At 39.1% G+C, this 23170-nt stretch carries 21 protein-coding genes and 1 pseudogene; 16 read left to right on the plus strand and 6 right to left on the minus strand.

Annotated features, from left to right (window positions below):
- The first annotated feature begins 104 nt into the window (after positions 1-104).
- The 4 genes from desA (at position 105) to MUN87_RS15900 (ending at position 5627) form a co-directional block, all read left to right on the plus strand.
- Positions 105-1124 (plus strand): Delta(5) desaturase DesA, encoded by a 1020-nt coding sequence (gene desA, locus MUN87_RS15885; protein WP_244741603.1) that lies wholly within the window; start codon positions 105-107, stop codon positions 1122-1124.
- A gap of 417 nt (positions 1125-1541) precedes the next feature.
- Entirely contained in the window at positions 1542-2675 is a 1134-nt protein-coding gene (locus MUN87_RS15890; RefSeq protein WP_244741605.1) for a sensor histidine kinase, read from the plus strand.
- Positions 2672-3271 (plus strand): response regulator transcription factor, encoded by a 600-nt coding sequence (locus MUN87_RS15895; protein WP_244741607.1) that lies wholly within the window; start codon positions 2672-2674, stop codon positions 3269-3271. Before MUN87_RS15890 ends, MUN87_RS15895 begins: the two co-directional genes overlap by 4 nt.
- A gap of 949 nt (positions 3272-4220) precedes the next feature.
- Complete coding sequence (locus MUN87_RS15900) at positions 4221-5627, plus strand: MDR family MFS transporter (protein ID WP_244741609.1); 1407 nt, start codon at positions 4221-4223, stop codon at positions 5625-5627.
- Positions 5628-5679: 52 nt separating this feature from the next.
- On the opposite strand, the gene MUN87_RS15905 is transcribed toward MUN87_RS15900, so the two are convergent.
- The gene (locus MUN87_RS15905; RefSeq protein WP_244741610.1) at positions 5680-6507 is read right to left on the minus strand and encodes an MBL fold metallo-hydrolase; all 828 of its coding nucleotides are present in this window, start codon (positions 6505-6507) and stop codon (positions 5680-5682) included.
- Between the two features lie 206 nt (positions 6508-6713).
- Here MUN87_RS15905 and MUN87_RS15910 point away from each other — a divergent pair, with 206 nt between their 5' ends.
- The gene (locus tag MUN87_RS15910) at positions 6714-7289 is read left to right on the plus strand and encodes a YpjP family protein (protein ID WP_244741612.1); all 576 of its coding nucleotides are present in this window, start codon (positions 6714-6716) and stop codon (positions 7287-7289) included.
- A gap of 1096 nt (positions 7290-8385) precedes the next feature.
- Positions 8386-9291, plus strand: coding sequence for a homoserine O-acetyltransferase MetA (gene metA / locus MUN87_RS15915; RefSeq protein ID WP_244741614.1), 906 nt, complete (start codon positions 8386-8388; stop codon positions 9289-9291).
- A 199-nt stretch (positions 9292-9490) separates the two neighbouring features.
- Here the strand turns inward: metA and MUN87_RS15920 are convergent, their stop codons facing one another.
- Positions 9491-9859, minus strand: coding sequence for a carboxymuconolactone decarboxylase family protein (locus MUN87_RS15920; protein ID WP_244741616.1), 369 nt, complete (start codon positions 9857-9859; stop codon positions 9491-9493).
- 328 nt (positions 9860-10187) lie between these two features.
- Here MUN87_RS15920 and MUN87_RS15925 point away from each other — a divergent pair, with 328 nt between their 5' ends.
- From MUN87_RS15925 to MUN87_RS15950, 6 genes are all read left to right on the plus strand, one after another.
- Positions 10188-10403, plus strand: coding sequence for a CDGSH iron-sulfur domain-containing protein (locus MUN87_RS15925; protein WP_244741618.1), 216 nt, complete (start codon positions 10188-10190; stop codon positions 10401-10403).
- Between the two features lie 71 nt (positions 10404-10474).
- Positions 10475-10630 (plus strand): hypothetical protein, encoded by a 156-nt coding sequence (locus tag MUN87_RS15930; protein ID WP_244741619.1) that lies wholly within the window; start codon positions 10475-10477, stop codon positions 10628-10630.
- A gap of 307 nt (positions 10631-10937) precedes the next feature.
- Positions 10938-12218 (plus strand): ammonium transporter, encoded by a 1281-nt coding sequence (locus MUN87_RS15935; protein WP_244741621.1) that lies wholly within the window; start codon positions 10938-10940, stop codon positions 12216-12218.
- Positions 12219-12246: 28 nt separating this feature from the next.
- Positions 12247-13206 carry a DUF294 nucleotidyltransferase-like domain-containing protein gene (locus tag MUN87_RS15940; RefSeq protein WP_244741623.1) on the plus strand — a complete coding sequence of 320 codons (960 nt, stop codon included), beginning with the start codon at positions 12247-12249 and terminating at the stop codon, positions 13204-13206.
- Positions 13203-13931, plus strand: coding sequence for an exonuclease domain-containing protein (locus MUN87_RS15945; protein ID WP_244741625.1), 729 nt, complete (start codon positions 13203-13205; stop codon positions 13929-13931). The genes MUN87_RS15940 and MUN87_RS15945 overlap by 4 nt, the downstream gene beginning before the upstream one ends.
- A 19-nt stretch (positions 13932-13950) precedes the next feature.
- Positions 13951-14190 (plus strand): MerR family transcriptional regulator, encoded by a 240-nt coding sequence (locus tag MUN87_RS15950; RefSeq protein WP_305037399.1) that lies wholly within the window; start codon positions 13951-13953, stop codon positions 14188-14190.
- A 271-nt stretch (positions 14191-14461) separates the two neighbouring features.
- Here the strand turns inward: MUN87_RS15950 and MUN87_RS15955 are convergent.
- A pseudogene (locus MUN87_RS15955) lies at positions 14462-15243 on the minus strand (TIGR00266 family protein).
- A gap of 300 nt (positions 15244-15543) precedes the next feature.
- Here MUN87_RS15955 and MUN87_RS15960 point away from each other — a divergent pair.
- The 3 genes from MUN87_RS15960 to MUN87_RS15970 all read left to right on the plus strand — a co-directional run bounded on the left by MUN87_RS15960 (position 15544) and on the right by MUN87_RS15970 (position 19092).
- Positions 15544-15711: a hypothetical protein gene (locus MUN87_RS15960; RefSeq protein WP_244741626.1), complete on the plus strand. Its 168-nt coding sequence runs from the start codon at positions 15544-15546 to the stop codon at positions 15709-15711.
- A gap of 992 nt (positions 15712-16703) precedes the next feature.
- Positions 16704-18236: an AbgT family transporter gene (locus MUN87_RS15965; RefSeq protein WP_244741628.1), complete on the plus strand. Its 1533-nt coding sequence runs from the start codon at positions 16704-16706 to the stop codon at positions 18234-18236.
- Between the two features lie 241 nt (positions 18237-18477).
- The gene (locus tag MUN87_RS15970; protein ID WP_244741630.1) at positions 18478-19092 is read left to right on the plus strand and encodes a pyridoxamine 5'-phosphate oxidase family protein; all 615 of its coding nucleotides are present in this window, start codon (positions 18478-18480) and stop codon (positions 19090-19092) included.
- A gap of 15 nt (positions 19093-19107) precedes the next feature.
- Here MUN87_RS15970 and MUN87_RS15975 read toward each other — a convergent pair whose 3' ends face one another.
- On the minus strand, positions 19108-19899 hold the full coding sequence (locus MUN87_RS15975) for an RDD family protein (protein ID WP_244741632.1): 792 nt from the start codon (positions 19897-19899) through the stop codon (positions 19108-19110).
- An 87-nt stretch (positions 19900-19986) separates the two neighbouring features.
- On the opposite strand from MUN87_RS15975, the gene MUN87_RS15980 reads away from it, so the two are divergent.
- Entirely contained in the window at positions 19987-20955 is a 969-nt protein-coding gene (locus tag MUN87_RS15980; protein ID WP_244741633.1) for a stage II sporulation protein M, read from the plus strand.
- Here the strand turns inward: MUN87_RS15980 and MUN87_RS15985 are convergent.
- Both MUN87_RS15985 and MUN87_RS15990 read right to left on the minus strand, forming a co-directional pair.
- Positions 20935-22290, minus strand: coding sequence for a DUF58 domain-containing protein (locus MUN87_RS15985; protein WP_244741635.1), 1356 nt, complete (start codon positions 22288-22290; stop codon positions 20935-20937). The genes MUN87_RS15980 and MUN87_RS15985 overlap by 21 nt on opposite strands.
- Positions 22244-23170, minus strand: a complete 927-nt coding sequence (locus MUN87_RS15990) for an AAA family ATPase (RefSeq protein ID WP_244741636.1) — start codon at positions 23168-23170, stop codon at positions 22244-22246. The genes MUN87_RS15985 and MUN87_RS15990 overlap by 47 nt, the downstream gene beginning before the upstream one ends.

The raw sequence follows: 23170 nt of genomic DNA on the forward strand, positions 1-23170 counted from the left end.
TATATGACATTTGTCATATAAAAGTCCTGACATCTGTCTCTTACATTTACCGTTTTTTTTCTATAAACTCTTAAGTAAATACGAGAGTGAAGGTAGGGATCGGTGTGAGTAAACAGAAGCAAGCACAGCTCCGGAAAGATGTGATGCCATATGCATCTCCGAAATCAAAAAAGAGTACCATTCAACTATTAAATACAATACCACCCTTTTTTATATTATGGTTTTTAGCCTATCAAAGTTTGTCCGTCTCAGTTTGGTTGAGTCTGGCAATCTCAGTAGTAGCGGCGTTATTTATGGTAAGAGCGTTTATTATTTTTCATGATTGTGCCCATCAGTCCTTTTATCAAAACAAAAAAATAAACAGGATAATCGGAACGGCAACTGGTGTGCTTACTCATTTCGCGTTTGAGAAATGGAAAAGGGAACATGCTATTCATCATGCTACCAGTGGGAATCTTGATCAGAGAGGGACAGGCGACATTTGGATCATGACGGTAAAGGAATATCAACGTGCAAGCAAATGGCAAAAGCTTCAATATCGTCTTTATCGTAATCCATTCGTTATGTTTGGATTAGGTCCCTTTATGTTATTCCTGTACAGTAATCGTTTTAACCGTAAGGATGCCCGCAAGAAAGAACGCCTTAATACGTATCTTATTAACGGCTTGTTGTTGCTGATCTATTCGGTTATGGTGTGGACATTAGGCTGGCAAGCGTTGCTGTTTGTACAATTGCCTATTGTGTATGTAGCAGGCGTATTAGGCGTTTGGTTGTTCTATGTGCAGCACCAGTTCGAAGATTCTTATTTTGAACATGAATCAGAATGGGATTATGTGAAAGCTGCAGTTGATGGAAGTTCTTATTATAAACTGCCAAAATGGCTGGAGTGGTTTACTGGGAATATCGGATATCATCATGTGCACCATTTGGCACCAAGAGTTCCCAACTACTTATTAAATAAAGCGCATGAAGAGACACCACCATTGCAAAAAGCAACGACGATAACATTAAAGACAAGCTTAGAATCGCTTCGCTTCCGATTATTTGATGAAGATAAAAAGTTATTTGTCAGCTTTAAGGACATATCGTTGTCCTCTAAAAATTCCAATACCGTTCGTTCTTAACCTGATAATCTTCTTCCTGGCGCCAGGAAGAAGATTATCTTTTTTGCAAAAAGCAAGAAAACTACAGTATTAGAAGTAATAAGGGGACGGGTACTTACAATATGGATTATATTAAATGGAACTGTATTGCCAAATGGGTAAAAAAATAAGCGTTGACTAATTAACTGTTTATAGCCCATACTCCTATGCATAAGTGCTCCTTTGTAGAGTATTAGGGAACAAGTATGGACTCCCTTCTACTAAGGAATTTTTGTAAATATATTTTCTATTCGTGCAAGACTAATCGGTTTTCCCTTGAGGTATGTGTGTACAACTAAATGGAATGACAGAGATATGTCGCTAATCATTTGGTAACTTTTTGAACAACCTCTATAATATGTTTAGATAGATTCTAAGTTGGAAAAGGAGAATATTGCTGTGCGGCATTGGTATGATATATTTCCCAGTCACACTGGTTTAAGCTTATACATATGGATAATTTTTTGTGTATTGCCATTTTATTTTATTTTTCGATCTACTTCTTTATTTGAAATTGTAATCGGTAGTGTAGTTACACTGTTATTTTTTGGCGTATACTGGGTTACTTTTACATCGCGTGGTCCTTTGGTCTACATTGGTTTAAGTGTGGAGTATATCATTCATATTTTCATGACTTTATTGTACGGATATGTATATTTTGCTTTATTTAGTGCATTTTTTGTTGGTAATATTCGTCATAAAGCAGGTTTTATTACAATGTATGTAATTCACCTTGTTGTCACAGCGGGGGCGATGACAGCAGGGTTTATTATTAAGTATTCTTTGTTTTTAGAACAAATCCCCTTTTTGATTATGACGATTCTAGGTGTGATTTTGATACCAATTAATCGTTATAATCGCATCAAACAGGAAGAATTAGAAGGTCAATTAGAAGACGCAAATCGAAAAATTGCTGAACTCGCAATAATGGAAGAACGTCATCGGATTGCGAGAGATTTACATGATACGTTAGGACAGAAATTATCGATGATTGGATTGAAGAGTGAATTATCCGCAAAGCTGATGGAAAGAAATCAAGAAGCAGCCAAACAGGAATTAAAAGATGTACAAGATACAGCGCGTCAGGCATTAAAAGAAGTGCGTGAAATGGTGTCCGACATGAAAAGTATTCAAGTAGAAGATGAAATCGAACATGCGAAGCAGTTGCTGAAATTAGCTGGAATTGCGTGTGAAGTGAAAGCGGAAGCAGATATCGACCGTATTCCAATATTAATTGAAAATGTGATTAGTATGTGTTTGAAAGAAGCAGTAACTAATATTGTAAAGCATAGTAATGCAAGTAAATGTTGTCTTCGATTACGGGATACAGAAGAAGCCACTCATTTGCAAGTAATTGATAACGGGGTGGGCACAACAGGTAAGAATAAGTTTGGAAATGGACTAACAGGTATGAAGGAGCGGTTGGATTTTGTCAATGGTACGTTGAGAATTCATTCATCATCTGAAGGTTTTGAAGTACTAGTATCTGTTCCGAAAGTGTTAAAACAGGTAGAAGAGGAGGGGGATGTATGATACGGATAGTGTTAGCAGAAGATCAGCAATTGTTGTTAGGGGCATTAGGATCTTTGCTGGACCTGGAGGAAGACATGCAAGTGATTGGTAAGGCCAATAACGGTTCAGAGGTATTAGATTTGGTTCAAAAAGAAAATCCTGATATATGTTTGTTAGATATTGAGATGCCGGTAATGACGGGATTGGACGCAGCGGAGCAGTTAAAGGATCATCCGTGTAAAGTCATTATTCTTACTACTTTTGCCAGACCGGGATATTTTGAAAGAGCAAGGAATGCCAGTGTGAATGGCTATTTGTTAAAAGATAGTCCTAGTGAGGATTTGGCACAATCTATTCGCCAAATAATTACTGGTAAAAGGATTTACTCCCCGGAATTAATTGATCTTGCTTTTTCAGAAACAAATCCGCTGACTGAAAGAGAGACTGACGTATTGCACCTGTTAGCGGAAGGTCAGACAACAAAAGCGATTGCTAAAACATTGTTTCTGTCCAATGGAACAGTACGGAATTACATATCCGTTATTTTAGATAAGTTAGAGGCAGATAACCGGATTGAAGCGATTACGAAAGCGCAGGAAAAAGGTTGGCTAAAATAAATATGGATGATAAAAGCAGGCTCAGCAATCGCTGAGTTTTCTTTATGAGTAAAGAAAGTATATAAGTACAGTCACAGCAGTAATCACTTTGAACATGAAGCTGAGTTCCTATAATATGGATTATGTTAACTAAGGCTTTATTGCCAAATAGTCATTTTGATATAGATTATCTGCTTAGCAAAGCTCCGGAAATAGGCTCCGCGTCCTGTGGGCACGACGGTCTGCAAGGCTACTACTTGAAATAACATCTGTGCTGCCTTGTGCCGAGGAAGCTTACCTCGAAGCGATACTAGAAGACACAGGCACAGACTAAGTGGATCTTCAGCTCGCGCTGATTCCACGGGAGTCTCCGCCTATTTCCTGCGCTAATGGGAAGTACTACAACGATTGGAACAGCTAGAAGCAGTGGTGCTAAGCAATTTATTTCATCAATTAAGGTTTAAATCTTGCAGTTAGTGCTTCATATCCTAACTGTCGCATAAATTGTGGAGCTATACATCAGCGGAGGCCAACCATGGAGACTCCCGCGGGATTGAGCAGGTGCTGGAGCTAACTTTGTGAAGCGTTCTTCTTCACAAAGTTAGCTCCAGCCGTGCCCCGCAGGACGCGGAGTGGTTGGACGGAGCGGTATCATACCACACGTAATTTTTCAAAATGACCACTAAGCTGCTAGTTTGCATAATCCATATTATAGGAAGTTTATTAATTAAGTCAATTAGAACCGGGTGGGTTATGCCCGGTTTTTCTTACCTATTTAAAAACTATTCAAAGGCATCAGGGAATTATTTCAAAAGGGAAGCCCTTGAGTGGAAAATAGATAAAGGCAACTACAGCTCTGCTCTCGCCAAAGGCTCAGCACTCACTGAGTTTTCTTTATTGCTTTTTTGTCGAAAAGATCATACAATATCTTTCGTGACTAGAAATATAATACAGAAATAGGAGTGAGTGAATGACTGTAAAAGTGGAAAAAAGAGGAACCATTGTAGCTTTACTGTTAGCAGGAACATTTATTGCGATTTTAAACCAAACGTTAATGATTACAGCGATACCTCCTATTATGAATGAAATGGGCATAACTGCAAATACAGCGCAATGGTTAACGACCATTTTTATGCTTGTAAATGGAATTATGATTCCGATTTCTGCATTTTTAATAGATCGTTTTACAACAAGGCAACTATTTTTGACTGCGATGAGTGTGTTTGCGGTCGGTACCCTTGTTGCAGCATTAGCACCTAGTTTCTCGGTACTTCTTGCAGGTCGTGTTATTCAATCTGCGGGGGCAGGGGTCATGCTGCCTCTAATGCAAACGGTATTTCTGATGATTTTTCCAATTAACAAACGGGGCTCTATTATGGGGATGGTTGGGCTTGTTATTTCCTTTGCACCTGCGATCGGTCCTTCGTTGTCAGGTTGGATCACGGAACACTATTCTTGGAGAGTTCTGTTTTATATCATCTTACCAATCGCTATTATCGATATTATTATCGCTTATTTTGTGATGAAGAATGTTACAGAGATTACGAAGCCTAAATTAGATATTCCTTCCATTATATTATCTTCACTAGGTTTCGGTGGATTGCTTTACGGATTCACAAGTGCAGGTAATAACGGCTGGGATTCGATGGTTACGATTGTCGTATTGATCGTTGGTGTGATATCGCTCTTAAGTTTTATTTTGCGACAATTAAAACTGAAACACCCTATGTTGGAATTTCGGGTCTTTACCTATTCTATTTTTCCGTTGACTGTCAGTTTAGGGATGATTGCATTTATGGGATTGATTGCTGTTGAAACGTTAATTCCATTGTATATGCAGGATGCCAGAGATTTTAGTGCGATGGAGTCAGGCTTAGTTATTTTACCAGGTGCCCTGATTACTGGTTTTATGTCACCGATAACGGGTCGCATTTTTGACAAAATTGGTGCGAGATGGCTCGCAATTATTGGATTCGCTCTGATGACAATCGGCTCTTTTCTGTTTACTATATTAGATGACAAGACTTCTATTACTTATTTAACAGTTATCTTTGCTATTAGAATGCTTGGGATCTCGATGGTAATGATGCCAGTTGCTACAGCAGGGCTGAATCAACTACCGAAGAAGCTGATTGCGCATGGTGCAGCAATGGATAATACTTTGCGGAATGTATCAGCATCTGTGGGGACAGCAATATATGTCACGATCTTAACACAGTCTCAGGCCGCTGCTGAACAAAGTGGGAAAGCTTTACCGGCTATTGAAGCATTTAATACAACCTTCATGGTACTATCGATCGTTACCATGGTCGGGCTAATCCTTTCCTTTTTTATTAAAAAGAGCAAACCAGCAGAAATAGAAGAAGAAGGAGAATAGCATCAGCTATTCTCCTTCTTTGCATAGAAGCAGAGATTTGAGCTTTTTTCTATTAGTTTCTTTTATGCTTAGGAATTGCCTGTGCCTGAAAATGTTCAGCTAAATAGCTAAGCTCCTGTTTCATGGTTTCTCCTTGCATCGGCAGCCCGTGGCCGGCGATAACGATATCGGGTTCTAATTCATTGATGGTGTGTACGGATAGTTCTGCTTGAGCCCAGTCCTGCGTAAAGTAAGCAGGGGGTCCGTACACGTGTTGAATGGGAAAAAACACAGAAAAGGATGACTCCGCTTTTTCCGTTGAGATTGCGTCTCCTGCAATAAGCACACGATCTTTTTCGCGAAAAAGACTGATATGACCAGGTGTGTGTCCAAATGTCTCAATATATTTCCATTCCGATAAATAAGGTATGCTTCCGTCGTTGGGTAAGGGAGAAACGATGCCTTCCAAGTGATCTGGTTTAGTAGGAAATATGGTGGACAGTAACGATATCATTCCGCCGCCGACAGTAGGATCACCTGGCGGATAAGGCGTAATGCCTGTTACAAAATCCATTTCGTTTTGATGAATATATACAGGTACTTGCCAATGATCAACCAGTTTTTTGACGGACCCGATATGATCGAAATGTCCGTGTGTTAGAATAATCGCGGCTGGCGGTTTGTTGCCATACCGTTGTTCACACGCATGCAAAATCCGGTCTTGGTATTTTTTTATACCGGCATCGACTAAAATCCATTCACTATCATTTGGAGCACCAATCATAATCACATTTGCCAGTAACGTTCGATAATAAGCTATATCAGGAGAAATCTCTTCCGGTACTGCATGATCAAAGTCTCGTTCGAGTTCTTCCCATTTTTCCTTATGTTCTTGATCCATTGTTGTCCCACCTTGTATGAAGCGTAAACTATTCTTATTTTGACGCAAAATGGGTCTATCTATACAAGAAAACAATGCGAATGGAATATTTAAGTAAAATTTGTGTAAATCAAGGAAAAAACAGTGCGATCTATAGACAAATGCCTAAAACGTGATACACTTTTAATAAGAAGATGTAAGGGAGTTCGATCGAGATGGTTATCTGGATGAAGAAACTGACAGTCTTATTAATAACAATCCTAACACTGGGTCTATATGTACCGCCGATCTATATTGATGCCGATATCGATAAAGGCGAAGTTGAACCGAGTGAAGATCAAGCAAAACAATTGGATGATCAGGTTGTAGAGGATACGAGTGACGTCGTCCTTGAAGACTCGAATCAACTCTACTTACAAGAATTAGATAAGCAAGCGGAAGAATTAGTGTTTGAAAAATTAGGGAAAATATCAACTAAAATTGATACTGAACTGAATCAAGTCGTGTTACCAAACTTGGAAGCAGTATTACACGATATATATGAACAAATTGGCGAAGAGGAAAGCCAATATTTAATGATAAAAGAAGAGCCTTCTGCTGGATATGGTGAACGTATATTTAACTTATATGACGCCAAGCAAAAGCAGAATGTTGCCAAGTTTCATGTTAATCGAGTGAAAAGACCATCGGATGGTTACTATTTTCAATTTCACTATCATCTATTCAATGATCAATTCGAAGAACATATTCCATTAGCAGAAGTGTACTGGGGTAAAAATACGCCACCGCAATGGATGATGTGACATATAAACAAACGGATGCCGCTTGAAATAGAGGCATCTTTTTTTCACACTTAGGGATCAGCAAGTGAGAAGATCGACGTAGCAGAAATTCAAAGCGTAACTGGTGTATGAAAAGCTCGGAACTCGCTAATGAACCAGGTGAATGCCGAGTTTTTCTAATCAGTCAAGAAAGTACAAACGTTCAGTCACAGCAGTAATCATATTGAACATAACGGACTTCCTATAATATGGATTATGTCATCTAACAGCTTAGTGGTTATTTTGAAATATTATGTGTGGTATGATGCCGCTCCGTCCAACCACTTCGCGTCCTGCGGGGCACGGCTGAAGCTAGGCTACTACTAGAATTGCTTCTCTGCTGCCTTGCATCGAGGAAGCCTACTTCGAAGCGTTACTAGTAGACACAGGTGCAGACATTGTGGATCTTCAGCGCCTGCATAATCCCGCGGGAGTCTACGTGGTTGGTCTACGCTAGAATTGGGACTCTACAATTTTTGTAAGAGCTAGCATATTGATCGGATGCATATATAATTGCTATTGAACAATGCCTAGAACTACTGCTTTTTGCTGTTACATCCGTTGTAGCACTTTCCTTAAGCGTAGGAAATAGGCGGAGACTCCCGTGGAATCAGCGCGAACTGAAGATCCACTTCATTTGTGCCTGTGTCTTCTAGTATCGCTTCGAGGTAAGCTTCCTCGGCACAAGGCAGCACAGATGTATTTCAAGTAGTAGCCTAGCTGATGCCGTGCCCACAGGACGCGGAGCCTATTTCCGGAGCTTTGCAACGCAGATAAAATATTTCAAAATGACCGTTTTGCCATATAGCCTTAGTTGACATAATCCATATTATAGGTAGTTATATAATAGTTAAATTAAACAGGACCAGGCGGGTTATGCCTGATTTTTCTTATCGCGCTATTGAGAACTAAATTATTTTTTACAAGAAAATATCAGAATTTTAAAACATTTCACTTTATTTTATATGGAAAAATAGGTAAAATGAAATGTATCGTGTTGTTTGAAAAAGAGCCCATTTCTCCACGTTGACAGGATGTTTTGTGGACGGAAATATGAAGATAAAGGAGTCACGAAATAATGCCTATAAAAGTACCGGATTTATTACCAGCTAAGGGAAAATTACAAGAAGAGAATATATTCGTTATGGATGAAAGCAGGGCATTTACACAAGATATACGGCCATTAAAAATATTAATTTTAAATTTAATGCCATTAAAACAACAAACAGAGACACACCTTCTGCGCCTACTTGGGAATAGTCCGTTACAAATTGATATTGGACTTTTGCATACAAGTACGCATACATCGAAGAACACATCACCGGAGCATATGAAACAGTTTTATAAATCGATAGAAGATGTAAAACAGAATAAGTATGATGGATTAATTATAACAGGAGCACCTATTGAAAAGCTTCCGTACGAAGAAGTAAAGTATTGGGATGAACTCTCGCAAATTATGGAATGGAGTAAAACAAATGTCACCTCAACCTTGCATATTTGCTGGGGAGCGATGGCTGGATTGTATTATCATTTCAATATCGATAAATATATTATGCCAACAAAACTATCGGGTATTTATCCGCATACACTGAATGATCCTCGAGAGAAATTATTAAGTGGATTTGATGAAGAGTTTATGGTTCCGCATTCTCGTAATGCGGATATTCGCAAAGAAGATATAGAGAATACACCCGGCTTAAAGATTTTAAGTGAATCGGATAAGGCGGGGGTATATCTGGTAGCTTCTACGGATGGAAAGCAAATATTTGTCACTGGTCACCCTGAGTATGATTCACAAACGCTGAAGAAGGAATTCGATCGAGACACAGCGGCAGGGTTACACCCACAAATTCCAGAAGATTATTTTCCGGATGACGATCCGGAACAGATACCAAAACTGCGATGGAGAACGCATTCCAATATGCTAATTTCCAACTGGTTAAACTATTATGTATATCAGGAAACACCATATGAATTATAAGAAAAAGCAGAGAGCTAAGCTCTCTGCTTTTTCTTATACGATAGGAAAGCACAAATTTGAACAATAAGGAAGCTCGACGTTGTCTGTACCATGTATAAAAGACTGCAAATACACTGTGCCGCGAGAAGCTAACATCGAAGCGTCCCAGGCAGCCGCTAGTACAAACAAAGTGGATGTTCAGCTCTGCGGTCTTCTCCTATTAATGCATGCGTTCCTGATAATGATCATAGGTGTCGATTGCAAGTGTGACTGCTTGGGCGAATGCTGCTCCACCGCCAAGTGCTGTGCTTATTGCTAAGGTTTCCATTATTTCTTTTTTGTCCGCGCCATGCTCGACAGCCCCTTTTGTATGGTAGATAATACAATACTCATCCTGGGCATAGATACTGATCGCCAGTGCCATTAATTGCTTGGTTTTCCTATCTATCGATCCTTCTTTAAAAGCTTCCTCAGTAAAATGAAAAAAGCCCCTCATCATTTCTGGTAATTGGTCTTGTAATTTGGTTGTGCCACGTTTGTAATCGTCGATTGCCTGATCAAAGTAGTTGATTCCGTTCGTACTTTCCATGTTATCCCACCTTTCACTATAATGTGTGTTTGTGCATATCTTTTTATACAAGAAGATGTTCAAAAAAAGTTCTGGAAAAATTGCTATGGACAATTTCATTTCCTTTTTGAACATGTTTTACCACGGCGCTAACCGTCCGTAATACTCCACTTCAAGATTCGATAAATAAATTAAAAAGCTAAGTGAGGGATTAACGGACGATAACTTCCTGATAAGTTTCGCTAGAATCAGTGGGGTCAAAACTCTCGCTGCTGGAAGTCTCATTTTACAAGGAACCATAGACATTTGTTGATCAAATCGCTAAAATATCAGAAGGGGGTAATAAAAGATGTGTGAAGAAAAAGCGAATAAAGTACAATTAAAAGTAAGAGATAATGGCTCAATCTTAGTAACGGGAGATGTGGAACTGGTAGATGCGGAAGGTAATCCGTTCCCTACGAAACAGAAATTTTCATTATGCCGCTGCGGTGCATCGAAAAATAAGCCGTTTTGTGACGGATCTCATAAAGAAATTGATTTTCAGGATCAGATTAGAGCGAAATAATAACCGATGTTTTTGTGTCCTCTTTTTGTGGTAATAAATATATAAACGCTACAAAGAGAGGTGAATACCTAATGGTACAAAATAAAGACGTGGAAGTAGAAAAGCGCGAAAAGAAAACCGACTCTAGCAAAGTAGGCGTTGCTGCAATAAAATATATAACATATTTAATTATTTTCTTTGGAATTTTATGGTTTCTTATTAATTATGTAGTAGGACCTTTCTTATAAGTTGGTAAAAAAGCACTAAACCTTTGGTTAGTGCTTTTTTCTTGTTCAGGAAACACAATAAATACAAATTAGCTTTTTTTACAATAGTAACTAACTTGTATATATTTTTATCAAGTATGGCATATGGTGATGGATGAAGGATATAATGGATGATATTATAGTATTAGCGTATCCAGAAAGGTTATCCATTTGTGTTATAAAAACCATGTTAGATTTCCTTACACAAAAATTGTCGGTCTAGGTTTTTCGTCTTAAACTGTATTTAACAGATGATGTTAATATTTTTTACAAGGAGAGGAAAAGCGAAATGGAAATGGTACTTATGGATAATTTATGGGTCATTATTGGTACTTTCTTAGTTTTATTAATGCTTGGTGGATTTATCTTACTTGAGGCTGGTTCTACCAGAATGAAAAACGCTGGTCATATCGCAGGTAAAACAATTTTTACAGCTGGTATCGGTTCTTTGGTATTCTGGGCAGTCGGTTACGGATTTATTTACGGAGAAGGAAACTGGTTTATCGGAATGTCCAATTTCTTTTACGGTGACACAAGTTTCAGCGGTGACGGATTATCCCCAGCTGTAGACTTCATGTTCCAAATGATGTTCGCACTTATTGCTTTAACTATTGCATTTGGTGGTTTTGCAGAGCGTGCTAAACTGTCTGCATATGTAGTATTTGCTGTTCTTTTCTCGGCGTTAGTATATCCGGTAGTTGCTCACTGGATTTGGGGTGGCGGCTGGTTAGCGGATCATGGTAAACAAGATTTCGCGGGTTCAACCGTTGTACACTTAACAGGTGCGATGGCGGCATTAGCTGCTACTATTATCTTAAAACCTCGAATTGGTAAATACAATAAAGATGGTTCGTCTAATGATATCGCAGGTCATAACCAAGTGTATACAGCATTAGCCGTATTACTACTTTGGGTAGGTTGGTTTGGATTTAACGGTGCAAGTACATTTGGTGTATCAGACGCATTCTTCGGATTTGTTATTTTAAACACGCAATTAGCAGCGGCTGCTGGTGCGGTTGCGGCAATGTTACTTGTTTGGGCTTTAACTGGTAAAGCAGACGTTCCAACTACGTTAAATGGTGCATTAGCAGGTTTAGTTGCCATTACGGCATCTTGTGGTTTCGTAGATCCTTGGGCGGCAGTCGTAATCGGTGCTGTTGGTGGTTTGATTGTATATGCTAGTATGAAATTCTTTGATCGTGCTAGAATTGACGATCCGATCTTCGCTTTATCAGTACACGGTACAGTTGGTGTTTGGGGTACTATCTCAACAGGTTTCTTCGCTACACAGCCATTGTCAACGGGAATGGATTGGGGTCAGCCAGGTTTATTCTACGGTGGTGGATTCGAACAGTTAGGTGTTCAAATCCTTGGTGTTGCAGCGAGTGGTGCTTACGCATTTGTTGTATCATTCATTATCTTAAAAGTGATGGATAAAGTAATGGGTGGACTTCGTGTATCAGAAGAAGAAGAGATCATTGGTCTTGACTTAAGTGAACACGGCAGTTACGGTTACCCAGAAAATATTCCACATCCAAGCGAGCAAAAAGCGGATAAGATAAATGCATAGTTCGTCCATAAGGGAGTGGAGTTCCGCAATGAACTTTACAGACATAAAAGATTTTCGTGAAGCGCATATTCATCAGCAAAGCAACCACGATAATTTAAATGAATTTCATGATGATATTATGCGCAAAACGGTACAATTAGCAATGAAGAAGATGGAGGATGAGCAGGGGGAAATCCCTGCTCCCTTCGCTTTTTTTCTAATGGGTAGTGCAGGCAGAAGTGAACAATCTATTTGGAGTGATCAGGATCATGGCATTGTTTTTGATGGTTCTGAATCCTATCAGCATTATTTTCTTCAATTAGGAGAAAAAATCGTGGAAGGACTGGAAATAGCCGGTTATGAGCGATGTGACGGTAAAGTAATGTCGTCAGAATCCAGATGGACGAAATCGGTAGATGAATGGAAGGAACAAGTGGTGAATTGGTTGGAAGAAGAAAGCTGGCAATCGCTGAGACACTTTTCCACCTTTTTTGATTCAAGAGTGTTACTGGGAGAAGCCGATTTATTACAGGAATTAAAAGAGGAAACCTTTCAATATATCGATAACAATCCGAAAGTGATACCGAGACTAGTTGACAATGTAGACTTCATTCGCAAGGGAGTCGGTGTCTTCGGTCAATTGTTACCCGAGCAAAGCGGGAAAATGTCAGGTCAGATTAACATTAAAACAACGACGCTTTTTCCTTATATCAATTCATTACGGCTGCTGGCTTTGTGCAATGATTTCAATCAGGCACCTACTATGTCCAGGTTTGAAAATTTAAAGTCTAAGTATCCATTTCTGTCAGATTATCAGATGCTATTTAAGAATTTACTAGCTTTTAAATTCGAGTTCACCAATGATGTGGAAGAATATGAAGAAGTACACTATATTCCTTTGAAAGATTTATCGAAACGTCATAAACAGGAGTTGAAGGAATTTATGAAAAAAGGTACAGAGTTATTTGACCGTACCAAACATACGATTGAAGAAGAGTGTTCGAAATGATTATGAATCAGATGCTTCACTTCATAAAGCAAATGTCAGGGAAAATGACGGACAGCAGTGTCTTAGCGGGTCAGTCGGATGCTCGGAAAATTGCCTATATGCGTAATTTGCAACGAGAATTAAAGCAAAAAGACGTTTTGAACACACCTTTTAAAGATCTTTCAGTTGTAGTGTTTGATATTGAAACAACAGGCTTCTTTCCATACAATGGTGATCGAATTCTTTCAATAGGTGCTGTTAAGATGAAAGGGGCAGAAATACTAGAGGATCAGCTATTTTATAAGACCATTTACAGTGCTCTTCCACCGCCACAGGAAATTGAGGAATTAACGGGGATTACAGCCTTCGAATTAAATCAGGCAGCTACTTTACCTGACGTGTTAAAACAATTTTTTATGTTTGTTCGCAGTGATACGTTAGTGGCACATCATTCCAGTCATGAGAAGCAATTTATGAAACATGCCAGCTGGACGGCATTAAAGACGAGTTTTCAACACCGTATTATTGATACATCCTTTCTTACAAAAGTGGTATCACCAGAGATCGACTATGTCTCATTAGATGACTGGTGTAATCATCATGGCGTCGAAATTGGCAACAGACATCATGCATTATATGATGCAGCTGCAACAGCAAAGTTGTGGTCTGAGAATATTAAGATAGCAGAAGAAATGGGTTTTCATAACCTGAAAGATATCTATACGCATATTGCTAGCTTGCCTTAACCTGAAAGGGGAGAAGAGTGTGAATAATGATATTCCGGACCATGTAGCGGCTTTTCCGATTAGTGTGGTAAAGGATTTAACGCAATTGAGCGGAAGACAAATCCGATACTATGAGGAACAAGGTTTAATTTCTCCTGCAAGAAATAAAGGGAACCGGAGAATGTTTTCGTTAAATGATATTGACCGACTGAAAGAGATAAAAAAACTCATTGATCAAGGGATCAATATTGCAGGTATTAAGGCAATGCTAAAAGACTAAACTCCCCTAGTCGTTTATCAAGCTAAGGGAGTTTTTTGTGAGTACAAAAAGCATAAAATTTTAAGGCTTCGTCCACTTTCTGACAGGAACAGGCGTGTCTATGCGAGCATAGAAGACTTACCGATTGGTGATAAACAGAGGCTTAGTCGCCCTTATGTACTTGGGCGAAAATTATCATCTGTATCACTTGCTTACCGTAATCTCTTTGTCTCAGTCGATGCCGTCCAGTCGCTACGTTTCTATACGGACGCTTGCACTTTTCTAATGATGTTTATTTATTAAAGAGGTCAAAAAGGCCACCGATTCCACTTTCACCTTTGTTTCCGCCCTTCTCAGGTAAGGCGGCAAATACTTTGCTGGCAAGTCGACTAAAAGGTAACGATTGTACCCAGACGGTCCCTGGACCAGTTAATGTCGCAAAGAATATGCCTTCTCCTCCGAACAGAGCAGTTTTTACACCGCCGACGAATTCAATGTTATAATCAACATCTCCAGTCATTGCCACAAGACAACCGGTGTCTACTTTTAGTTTTTCACCTGGTTGCAGTACGCGTTTGTGGATGGTGCCTCCTGCATGAATGAAAGCCAAACCATCGCCTTCTAGTTTTTGCATGATAAAGCCTTCTCCCCGAAGAACCCAGTACCGATTTTACGTTGGAATTCAATGCCAACAGTAACGCCTTTTGCAGCAGCAAGAAAGGCATCCTTTTGACAAATAATTTTTCCGCGCAGTGCGCTCAGATCCATCGGCACAATTTTACCAGGGTATGGCGAGGCAAAGCTGACATGTTTCTTACCAACCCCTTGATTCGTAAAGGTTGTCATAAACAAGCTTTCACCGGTAATGACTCGTTTACCAGCTCCAAGTAATTTACCAACCAATCCCCCTTGCTGTGAAGATCCGTCACCAAAGATTGTTTCCATGGAAATGTCACTGTCCATCATCATCAAACTACCTGCTTCTGCAATAACGGTTTCCTGCGGATCTAACTCTACTTCGACAAACTGCATATCATCACCGTATAATGTAAAGTCAATTTCATGATTGTTCATCGTCAATCCACTCCCTTTTTGTTGGTCTGTGCATATATACGAACCAACGATCAAAAGGATTCTTCATATTTTATATAAATTGAATAAATATTCAGTCTATTTATGAAAAAGGGCGGTATTATCACGTTTTTATCATTACAAAACCGTTACAAATTAGGAGTATTTGAATAAAATGTAGAGAATCAAAAAGAATTTAAAAGAATTTCATTATTTATATTTACAAATCAAATAAATATGGTACTATATAAGTGAATTCACTAGTAAATGCGAATATTTTTTTAGGAAAGGGGATAGTTGACTATGGTAACTTCTTTATACATGGTTTCTCTAACTATTCTGCTTACTTTTCTAGTTTTATCTGCTTTGGAAAAAATTTCAGCGCGCAGAAAAAAACTAAAAGTAGAATTGAATTTGGAACCTTCCAAAGCACAAGTACAGCCGGTAATTGCTGGCAAAGAAATCAGATAACCAAACTAGTCCGTTGTAGAACTAGTCGAAATAGAGCCTCCTGTTCTTTCAGGAGGTTTTTTGTTTAGCAAAAAAGCATATACGTTATCATGCTGAACATGAAGGTGTGTTCTTATAATATGGATTATGTTAACTGGCCGCTTTATGCTTTGTGGTAATTTTGAAATGATTCATGTGCTGGGATACCGCTCCGTCCAATCACTCCGCGTCCTGCGGGGCACGGCTGAAGCTAGGCTACTACTTGCGTTACTTCTTTGCTGCCTTGCACCGAGGAAGCCTACTTCGAAGCATTACTAGTAGACGCAGGTGCAGACGTTGTGGATCTTCAGCGCCTGCCTGTCCCGCGGGAGTCTCCGTGGTTGGCCTACGCTAGAATTGGGACTCTACAATTTTTGTCAGAGCTAGCATATTGATCGCATGCATATATAATAGCTATGGAAAAATGCCAAGAACCACTGCTATTTACTGTTACATAAGTTGAAGCACTTCTCTTAAGCGCAGGAAATAGGCGGAGACTCCCGTGGAATCAGCGCGAGCTAAAGATCCACTTCATTTGTGCCTGTGTCTTCTAGTATCGCTTCGAGGTAAGCTTCCTCGGCACAAGGCAGCACAGATGTTATTTCAAGTAGTAGCCTTGCAGACCGCCGTGCCCACAGGACGCGGAGCCTATTTCCGGAGCTTTGCTAAGCAGATAAAATATTTCAAAATGACCGTTTTGCCATATAGCCTTAGTTAACATAATCCACATTATAGGTAATCGTATAATCTTTATGTCAATTAGTACCGGGCGGTTTATGAGCAGTTTATCTAAATGCATGCAGTACAAAAAATGCTTATGTCTACTTTCTCCGATTTTTAGCGAATTTTTTGAATAGTAGAACTTGTTTATACCCTCTTGAAATTGTCCATGTTTCACTTATAATGTGTCCTAGCTGATCAGAAAATTTATTAAATTTTCTGAAAATTATCACATTAATAAAGGTGGAATCAAAATGGAGAAACCAAAAAGGGTGGGTTTTTTCCAGCGAAGTCTTAATCGTATCGAATATATTGGTAATAAATTGCCCCACCCAGTAACACTTTTTATGCTATTGGCATTTTTAGTATTAGTTCTATCTGCTGTCATTTCTAGTACAGGTATAACGGTAGAAAATCCGAGTAATCCTGAAGAAGAAGTTGCTGTGAAGAACTTATTAAATGCAGAAGGTATCAGTTATATTTTCACAAGTATGGTGGATAATTTCATTAACTTCGCACCGCTTGGTGTTGTACTTGTGACGATGCTTGGAATTGGTCTTGCCGAAAGAACGGGAATGATCAGTGCAGCATTAAGAGCTTTTGTACTATCTTTGCCAAAAGCATTGATCACTGCAGGGTTAGTGTTTGCAGGTATTATGTCTAGTGTGGCAACAGATGCAGGTTATGTTTTATTACCTCCATTGGGGGCTGTGCTTTTTGCTGCCTTAGGTCGACATCCGATGGCTGGGCTAGCTGCTGCTTTTGCTGGTGTATCAGCAGGTTTTAGTGCAAATTTAGTACCAACAGCATTAGAACCATTATTAGGCGAAATGACTATCGGTGCGGCGGCAATCGAGGATCCTGCTTATGCGGATACAATGAATATTTTAATGAATTATTACTTTACCATTGCATCTGTATTTTTATTAACACTTGTCGGTACTTTGGTGACGGAAAAAATTGTAGAACCAAGATTAGGAGCCTATACGGGAAGCTTTAAAGAAGAAGCTACAGGCTTAACGCAAGTAGAGAAAAAGGGCTTGAAATTAGCAGGACTTTCTTTAGTTGCGGGAGCTATTGCTATTTCCTTTTTAATTGTGCCTGAAAATGCACCGTTAAGAGGGGAGAATGGTGCAATAATTGAGTCTCCATTTATGTCAGATGGTCTTGTTCCAATTATTTTTATTTTGTTCTTCATACCAGGAGTTGTATATGGTATCGTAGCAAAAAATATCCGAAACGACAAAGATGTGGCTAATCACTTATCTGACACGATGGGGTCAATGGGATTGTTCATTATTCTGTCATTTTCTGCTGGTCAGTTTGTTGCGTATTTTAATGAATCGAATCTGGGAATATTTATTGGTGTTTATGGCGCGAAATTCTTAGAGAATATCAGTTTAGAAGGTATTCCGCTATTGATTGTGTTTATTATCATAGCTGGTTTCATAAATATTTTCATCGGTAGTGCAACTGCGAAGTGGGCAATGATGGCTTCGATTTTTGTACCGATTATGATGAAGTTGGGTTATTCACCGGAGTTGACGCAAATGGCATATCGTATTGCTGATTCCTCAACAAATATTATTTCACCTTTGATGACCTATTTTGCATTAATCATTGCGTTCGCGCAGAAATATGATAAGAAGATGGGAATTGGTACCTTGATATCTACGATGTTCCCATATGCAATCTTCTTCATGATCAGCTGGACATTGATGTTGATCATCTGGATAATGTTTGGCTTCGACCTTGGTCCGGGATCATCTATCCATTATAATAACTAGTATAGTAACAAAGGATAAAAACCTTCGTTTACGGGTTTTTATCCTTTTTTCTTTTGTACAGGTGGCAAGAATCATGTAGAGCAAGCCTAATGGTTAAAGCTAACCAAAGTGATTTGCTATATTCTTCAATAATTAGTCTGATGTTTGTGAGATTCTACAGTTTTTTTAATCTGATCATTTGTTGATAGAGAAAAGGCTAAAGGACTAGTATAATAGTTAGATAAAAAGAGGGGGATAATCTGTGTCAAAAGGGGAAAGAACGTTGCAGACGAAATATGGAACAGAGAAAAGAGCGAATGCATTCTATAAAAATCAAATGCTTCACTTTCTGAATCAAGACATGATCGCGTTTATAGCCAGGCAAACGATGGTATTTATCTCAACATCTGATAGCGATGGGAACTGCGACGCATCCTTTCGAGCCGGCCAGGAAGGTTTTGTATATACGATTGATGAGCATACATTAATGTATCCTGAATACCGTGGCAATGGTGTCTTGGCGAGTCTTGGTAATATTAGTGAAAATCCTCATATTGGCTTGATGTTTGTTGATTTTTTTGAGGATCAAATTGGTTTACACATAAATGGGCGAGCTGAAATTGTTGAAAACGAACAATTATCGAGCTTGCTGCTTTCGACTGAACAATTAACTTATATGAATCAGCGTGAGGGAGATAAAGCTGAAAGATGGGTCCATATCATTGTTGATGAAGCGTATGTGCATTGTTCGAAGCATATACCGAAATTGAAAAAAGAAGAAAAAACGATTCATTGGGATACCAACAACAATAAATATAAAGGCGGTGATTATTTTCATGCAAGAAGAACAAAGAAAACTCCCCGCACTAATAGTTGAGGAGTAGATCTTAGTTTAAAATTCCCATTCATCCTTTAAATATAAATAAAGTAATAACAGGACTCTTTCTTTGTCCTTATTTTGATACGTGCTTTCTTCGAGTTTCGGCAATACAATGTCACTTACTTGTTTTGTGACGATCGGCTTTTGTTCAGGTCTTATTTCTGCAATTCGATGCGCATATGTTTGGATTAGCCGCCATTCCTTTTGATTAAATGGTTTCAATTGCTGTGCGGTTAATGGAAACTCATCCAGGTCTAATGCTAATTGTTCCATGTACTTATCCAGTGCATGTCTTTTAGCTGTTTTATTTCGACGTTCGTGTACGACAAGTGTACCTGCCGCCAGATCGCCTAATCGTTTATGCTTCGAATGAAAAAAAACGATCAGAATACCGGCAGCATAAAAGCCTGGCAACATATCAATTATCCGTAGCAGATTGCGGATCAGACTCGATAAGAATGTTACATTGTGTCCGTTCTCTTGAATCACCCGAATACCTACAAGTTTCTTTCCGATGGTCCGTCCGCCCCAGAGAAATTCTAAAAAGATAAAATACCCAAAATTTAAAGCAAAGATAATCACTAACCCCAGTGCAAGGATAACATTATCGTATTCATTGAATAACAAAACGACAGAAGGGTTGTTTTCCAGTGAGAAAGTTAAGGTCAGAATAATGGCAATCTGTACTAAAAAAACGAGTAAATAATCCAGGATCTGAGCCGCGCCTCTCGATCCTATTCCTGCTAAATCGAATTGTAAGGTGACGTATTCCGGTGTCTTTACATTCAGTTGTTCCTGTTCCATATCGATCCTCCTAATAGGAAAGATTGCTGTTCATTTCTCTCTTAATCTACTATAATAAAGTAAAATAATAGAAAAAAAGGTGATGATATGCAATTAAACCAATTTATTAAGCAACACCGCCAAGATTGGGGGCGTTTAGAAGTGTTAATCAGTGAATTACCTAAGAAAAAAACGAGTCATAGTATAGAAGATTTTCAACATACCTATCAAAAAGTAGCAAGGCAATTATCGTTTAGTCAAACTTATTTTCCAAATGAGGATGTTACGATCTATCTGAATGAATTAACGGGCAAAGCGCACAATATTTTGTATCAATCACAACATTCCTCGTGGAAACAAGCGTATCACTTCTTTTCCAGCAAATTTGTCGGGTTATTATTACAGCAGTGGAAAGCTGTTGTACTGGCAATGATGTTGTTTGTTATTGCTGGCATTGCGAGTTTTTTTGCTGTGCTTGAAAATCCATCCCACCTATATGGAATTCTTTCAGAAGAGATGGCTCAAGCCTTTGATCCCGGCACTTTAAATGAATCACCGCGTGTCGTAGACGCCCCGATGATGTCAGCACAGATTATGACAAATAATATCCAGGTAGCTATTCTCGCATTTGCAGGAGGCATTACATTCGGTATTTTAACAGTCTATTTGTTAATTACAAATGGGATTCTTATCGGTGCCATCGCTGCTTTGTTCTGGAATCATGGAAATAGCTATGTTTTTTGGGCTTATATTGTTCCGCACGGTGTAATCGAATTAATTGCTATATTCATTGCGGGCGGTTCAGGGTTGTTAATGGGATATAAATTATTTGTTCCTGGTAATCATTCGAGAGGATACCAGCTGAAGATCCAAACAAACAGGTCTGTACAATTATTAATTGGAACGGTCCCGTTATTTATTATTGCCGGTATCATCGAAGGATATATAACGCCATCCGGATTATCATTAGAAATGAAATATGCATTTGCCATTGTAACGGCATTTGGAATTGTGGCGTATATGTTACTTGGTTCCTATCTTCAACAAAAAAGAAAGCTACAACAAACCTCTGTTTAAGATCTGAATATATTGGGAAACCGCGGTTGCCGCCAGACGTTCTGCAGAAGCTTCCAGCATAGGCAATCCATGCTTTTCCCATTTATTCATCACTTGCTGCTGTTTCAGGTATTGGCTTTGGGCAACACTTTTCTCCATTGCTGAAAGTACGCCGTCTGATTGACTGTTGCGCTGTTTGTACAGCATGGTATCTTCAATTCCAAGCATCATAATTAGATGCTTTTTTCTAATTTGCTTCATGTAAAACAATGGATAAGCCTCATTGGCGAATGTTTGAATATCACTAAAGAGAACCATCATACTTCTTTTTTTCTGAATGGACTGTGCATGCTGTAAGGCCAATGGGTAGTTGGATTCTTGTGCATCTACTTCTATCGAATAAACGGCTTGTAAAATGGATTCGATGTGCCGCAGTCCCTTCCCAGGAGGGACAACCGTCTGGATATTTTTAGAAAATGCGATCAGTGAAACATGATCGCCATTATCTAAGGCGGCAGCGGCCAGAGTGATGGCAGCTTCTATTGATTTCTCCAATCGATTTCCTTCTTCCAGCTCCATCCCCATCATTCTTCCACAGTCTATTAATATCGTAATATACTTGCCATGCTCTGGTTCATACTCATTTGTCATCATTGTTTGTAATTTCGCAGACTGTCGCCAATTAATCTTTCGTGGGTCATCCCCGGCGGCATAACTTCTAATTTTAGCAAAGTCTCCAATCCCCGTTTTTGTTTTTTTGACTTTAATTCCTTCATGTAATAAATATTTTTGGGCACTTGCCAAATAGCGTTTTGTTTCAGCTAAATTAGGTATTACTTTTATTTCTTGCGGCAGGGAGTAGGTGTATTGTTTCTCCCATAAGCCCAGTCTTGTTTTGACTCTAATATATAGCCTGTCGAGTGTATATCTTCCTCGCTGGTGAGGGATAATCGTATAGCTTAAAGCAGTATGCTTTGACTTCGATACATGTTGCTGATTTGGATAATTCGCCTGAAATGAAGTTGGCCAGCTATCTACAATTCGTACGGTATAGGTTTCGTTTGTCTGATTGTGCATGTGTATGGTGACAGTTTCCTGCTGGTGGCGTTCGATTTGTTCCGTTACGCTCCTGGAAAGATTAAAGGCTTGTTTTGGCGGTAACATAAATGCATCAATGACGAGTAAAGCCAAGCTAAGTAAGATGGCTATACCGAGAAACAGCCATGAAAAAAGCCAAAAGGATAAAAGTCCTGTAATCAAAGCGATAACGCCATAATAGGTCAATAATTTTTTTGTCGGGACTACACCTTTATCGCGGAACAGTAACCGATCCCACAAGTTCTTGAATCGTTTCATCGATATCAGATCCCTCCAATTCTGCATATGGAGATAGCTGAATACGGTGACGAAGACTTGGTAAGGCAACAATTTTGACATCATCAGGTGTGATATAATCACGATCATCCAGATAGGCCCATGCTTGTGCGGTTTTGGCAATCGCGATGGCTGCTCGTGTACTTGCCCCATATTGTATATGCTCTAACTCTCGTGTCTTGCGAACTAATGTAATGATGTAATCCATTATTTCCTGACTAATAGTAACTGCTTGAACGGATTGCTGGATATCGGCAATCGATTCTTGTGAGAAAATAGGTGTGATTGGCTCTGGGTTTGTTTGTTCATGGATCACCATTTCTAATACAGATACTTCTTCTTCAAGTGAGGGGAAGTCCACTTTTAATTTGAAGAAAAAACGGTCCTGCTGTGCTTCCGGCAGAGGGTATGTACCTTCGAATTCAATCGGATTCTGTGTCGCAGCGACAAAAAAGAAATCAGGTAAACGGAAGGTATCACCTTGAATGGTTACTTGTTGCTCCTCCATTGCTTCTAATAAAGCAGCCTGTGTCTTCGCTGGCGTACGGTTAATTTCATCTGCTAACAAAACATTGGTAAAAATCGGCCCTTTTAATGTTTGGAAATCCTGTACTTTCATATTGTAGATAGCACTTCCCGTAATATCACTCGGTAATAAATCCGGTGTGAATTGAACGCGCTTGAAATCACCGTCTAGTAATCTAGCTAATGTTTTTACCATTTGTGTTTTCCCGGTTCCGGGAACCCCTTCGATTAACACATGTCCTCCTGCTAATGCAGCACATAATAATAAGCGCAAGTTTTTTTGTTGTCCTAGAATTCGTTGTTCATATCTTTCCAATAATGACGTAATAGCTGTCAT

It is taken from the genome of Gracilibacillus salinarum (assembly GCF_022919575.1).
GTDB classification, from domain to species: domain Bacteria; phylum Bacillota; class Bacilli; order Bacillales; family Amphibacillaceae; genus Gracilibacillus; species Gracilibacillus salinarum.

Bases quoted from the DNA above. Each gene is read 5' to 3' on its own strand.
- MUN87_RS15965 (WP_244741628.1), top strand. From the start codon at position 16,704: ATGGAGAAACCAAAAAGGGTGGGTTTTTTCCAGCGAAGTCTTAATCGT.
- MUN87_RS15980 (WP_244741633.1), top strand. From the start codon at position 19,987: ATGCAATTAAACCAATTTATTAAGCAACACCGCCAAGATTGGGGGCGT.
- metA (WP_244741614.1), top strand. From the start codon at position 8,386: ATGCCTATAAAAGTACCGGATTTATTACCAGCTAAGGGAAAATTACAA.
- MUN87_RS15920 (WP_244741616.1), bottom strand. From the start codon at position 9,859: ATGGAAAGTACGAACGGAATCAACTACTTTGATCAGGCAATCGACGAT.
- MUN87_RS15925 (WP_244741618.1), top strand. From the start codon at position 10,188: ATGTGTGAAGAAAAAGCGAATAAAGTACAATTAAAAGTAAGAGATAAT.
- MUN87_RS15945 (WP_244741625.1), top strand. From the start codon at position 13,203: ATGATTATGAATCAGATGCTTCACTTCATAAAGCAAATGTCAGGGAAA.
- MUN87_RS15975 (WP_244741632.1), bottom strand. From the start codon at position 19,899: ATGGAACAGGAACAACTGAATGTAAAGACACCGGAATACGTCACCTTA.
- MUN87_RS15985 (WP_244741635.1), bottom strand. From the start codon at position 22,290: ATGAAACGATTCAAGAACTTGTGGGATCGGTTACTGTTCCGCGATAAA.
- MUN87_RS15935 (WP_244741621.1), top strand. From the start codon at position 10,938: ATGGAAATGGTACTTATGGATAATTTATGGGTCATTATTGGTACTTTC.
- MUN87_RS15990 (WP_244741636.1), bottom strand. From the start codon at position 23,170: ATGACAGCTATTACGTCATTATTGGAAAGATATGAACAACGAATTCTA.
- MUN87_RS15905 (WP_244741610.1), bottom strand. From the start codon at position 6,507: ATGGATCAAGAACATAAGGAAAAATGGGAAGAACTCGAACGAGACTTT.
- MUN87_RS15900 (WP_244741609.1), top strand. From the start codon at position 4,221: ATGACTGTAAAAGTGGAAAAAAGAGGAACCATTGTAGCTTTACTGTTA.
- MUN87_RS15940 (WP_244741623.1), top strand. From the start codon at position 12,247: ATGAACTTTACAGACATAAAAGATTTTCGTGAAGCGCATATTCATCAG.
- MUN87_RS15960 (WP_244741626.1), top strand. From the start codon at position 15,544: ATGGTAACTTCTTTATACATGGTTTCTCTAACTATTCTGCTTACTTTT.
- MUN87_RS15895 (WP_244741607.1), top strand. From the start codon at position 2,672: ATGATACGGATAGTGTTAGCAGAAGATCAGCAATTGTTGTTAGGGGCA.
- MUN87_RS15930 (WP_244741619.1), top strand. From the start codon at position 10,475: ATGGTACAAAATAAAGACGTGGAAGTAGAAAAGCGCGAAAAGAAAACC.
- MUN87_RS15910 (WP_244741612.1), top strand. From the start codon at position 6,714: ATGAAGAAACTGACAGTCTTATTAATAACAATCCTAACACTGGGTCTA.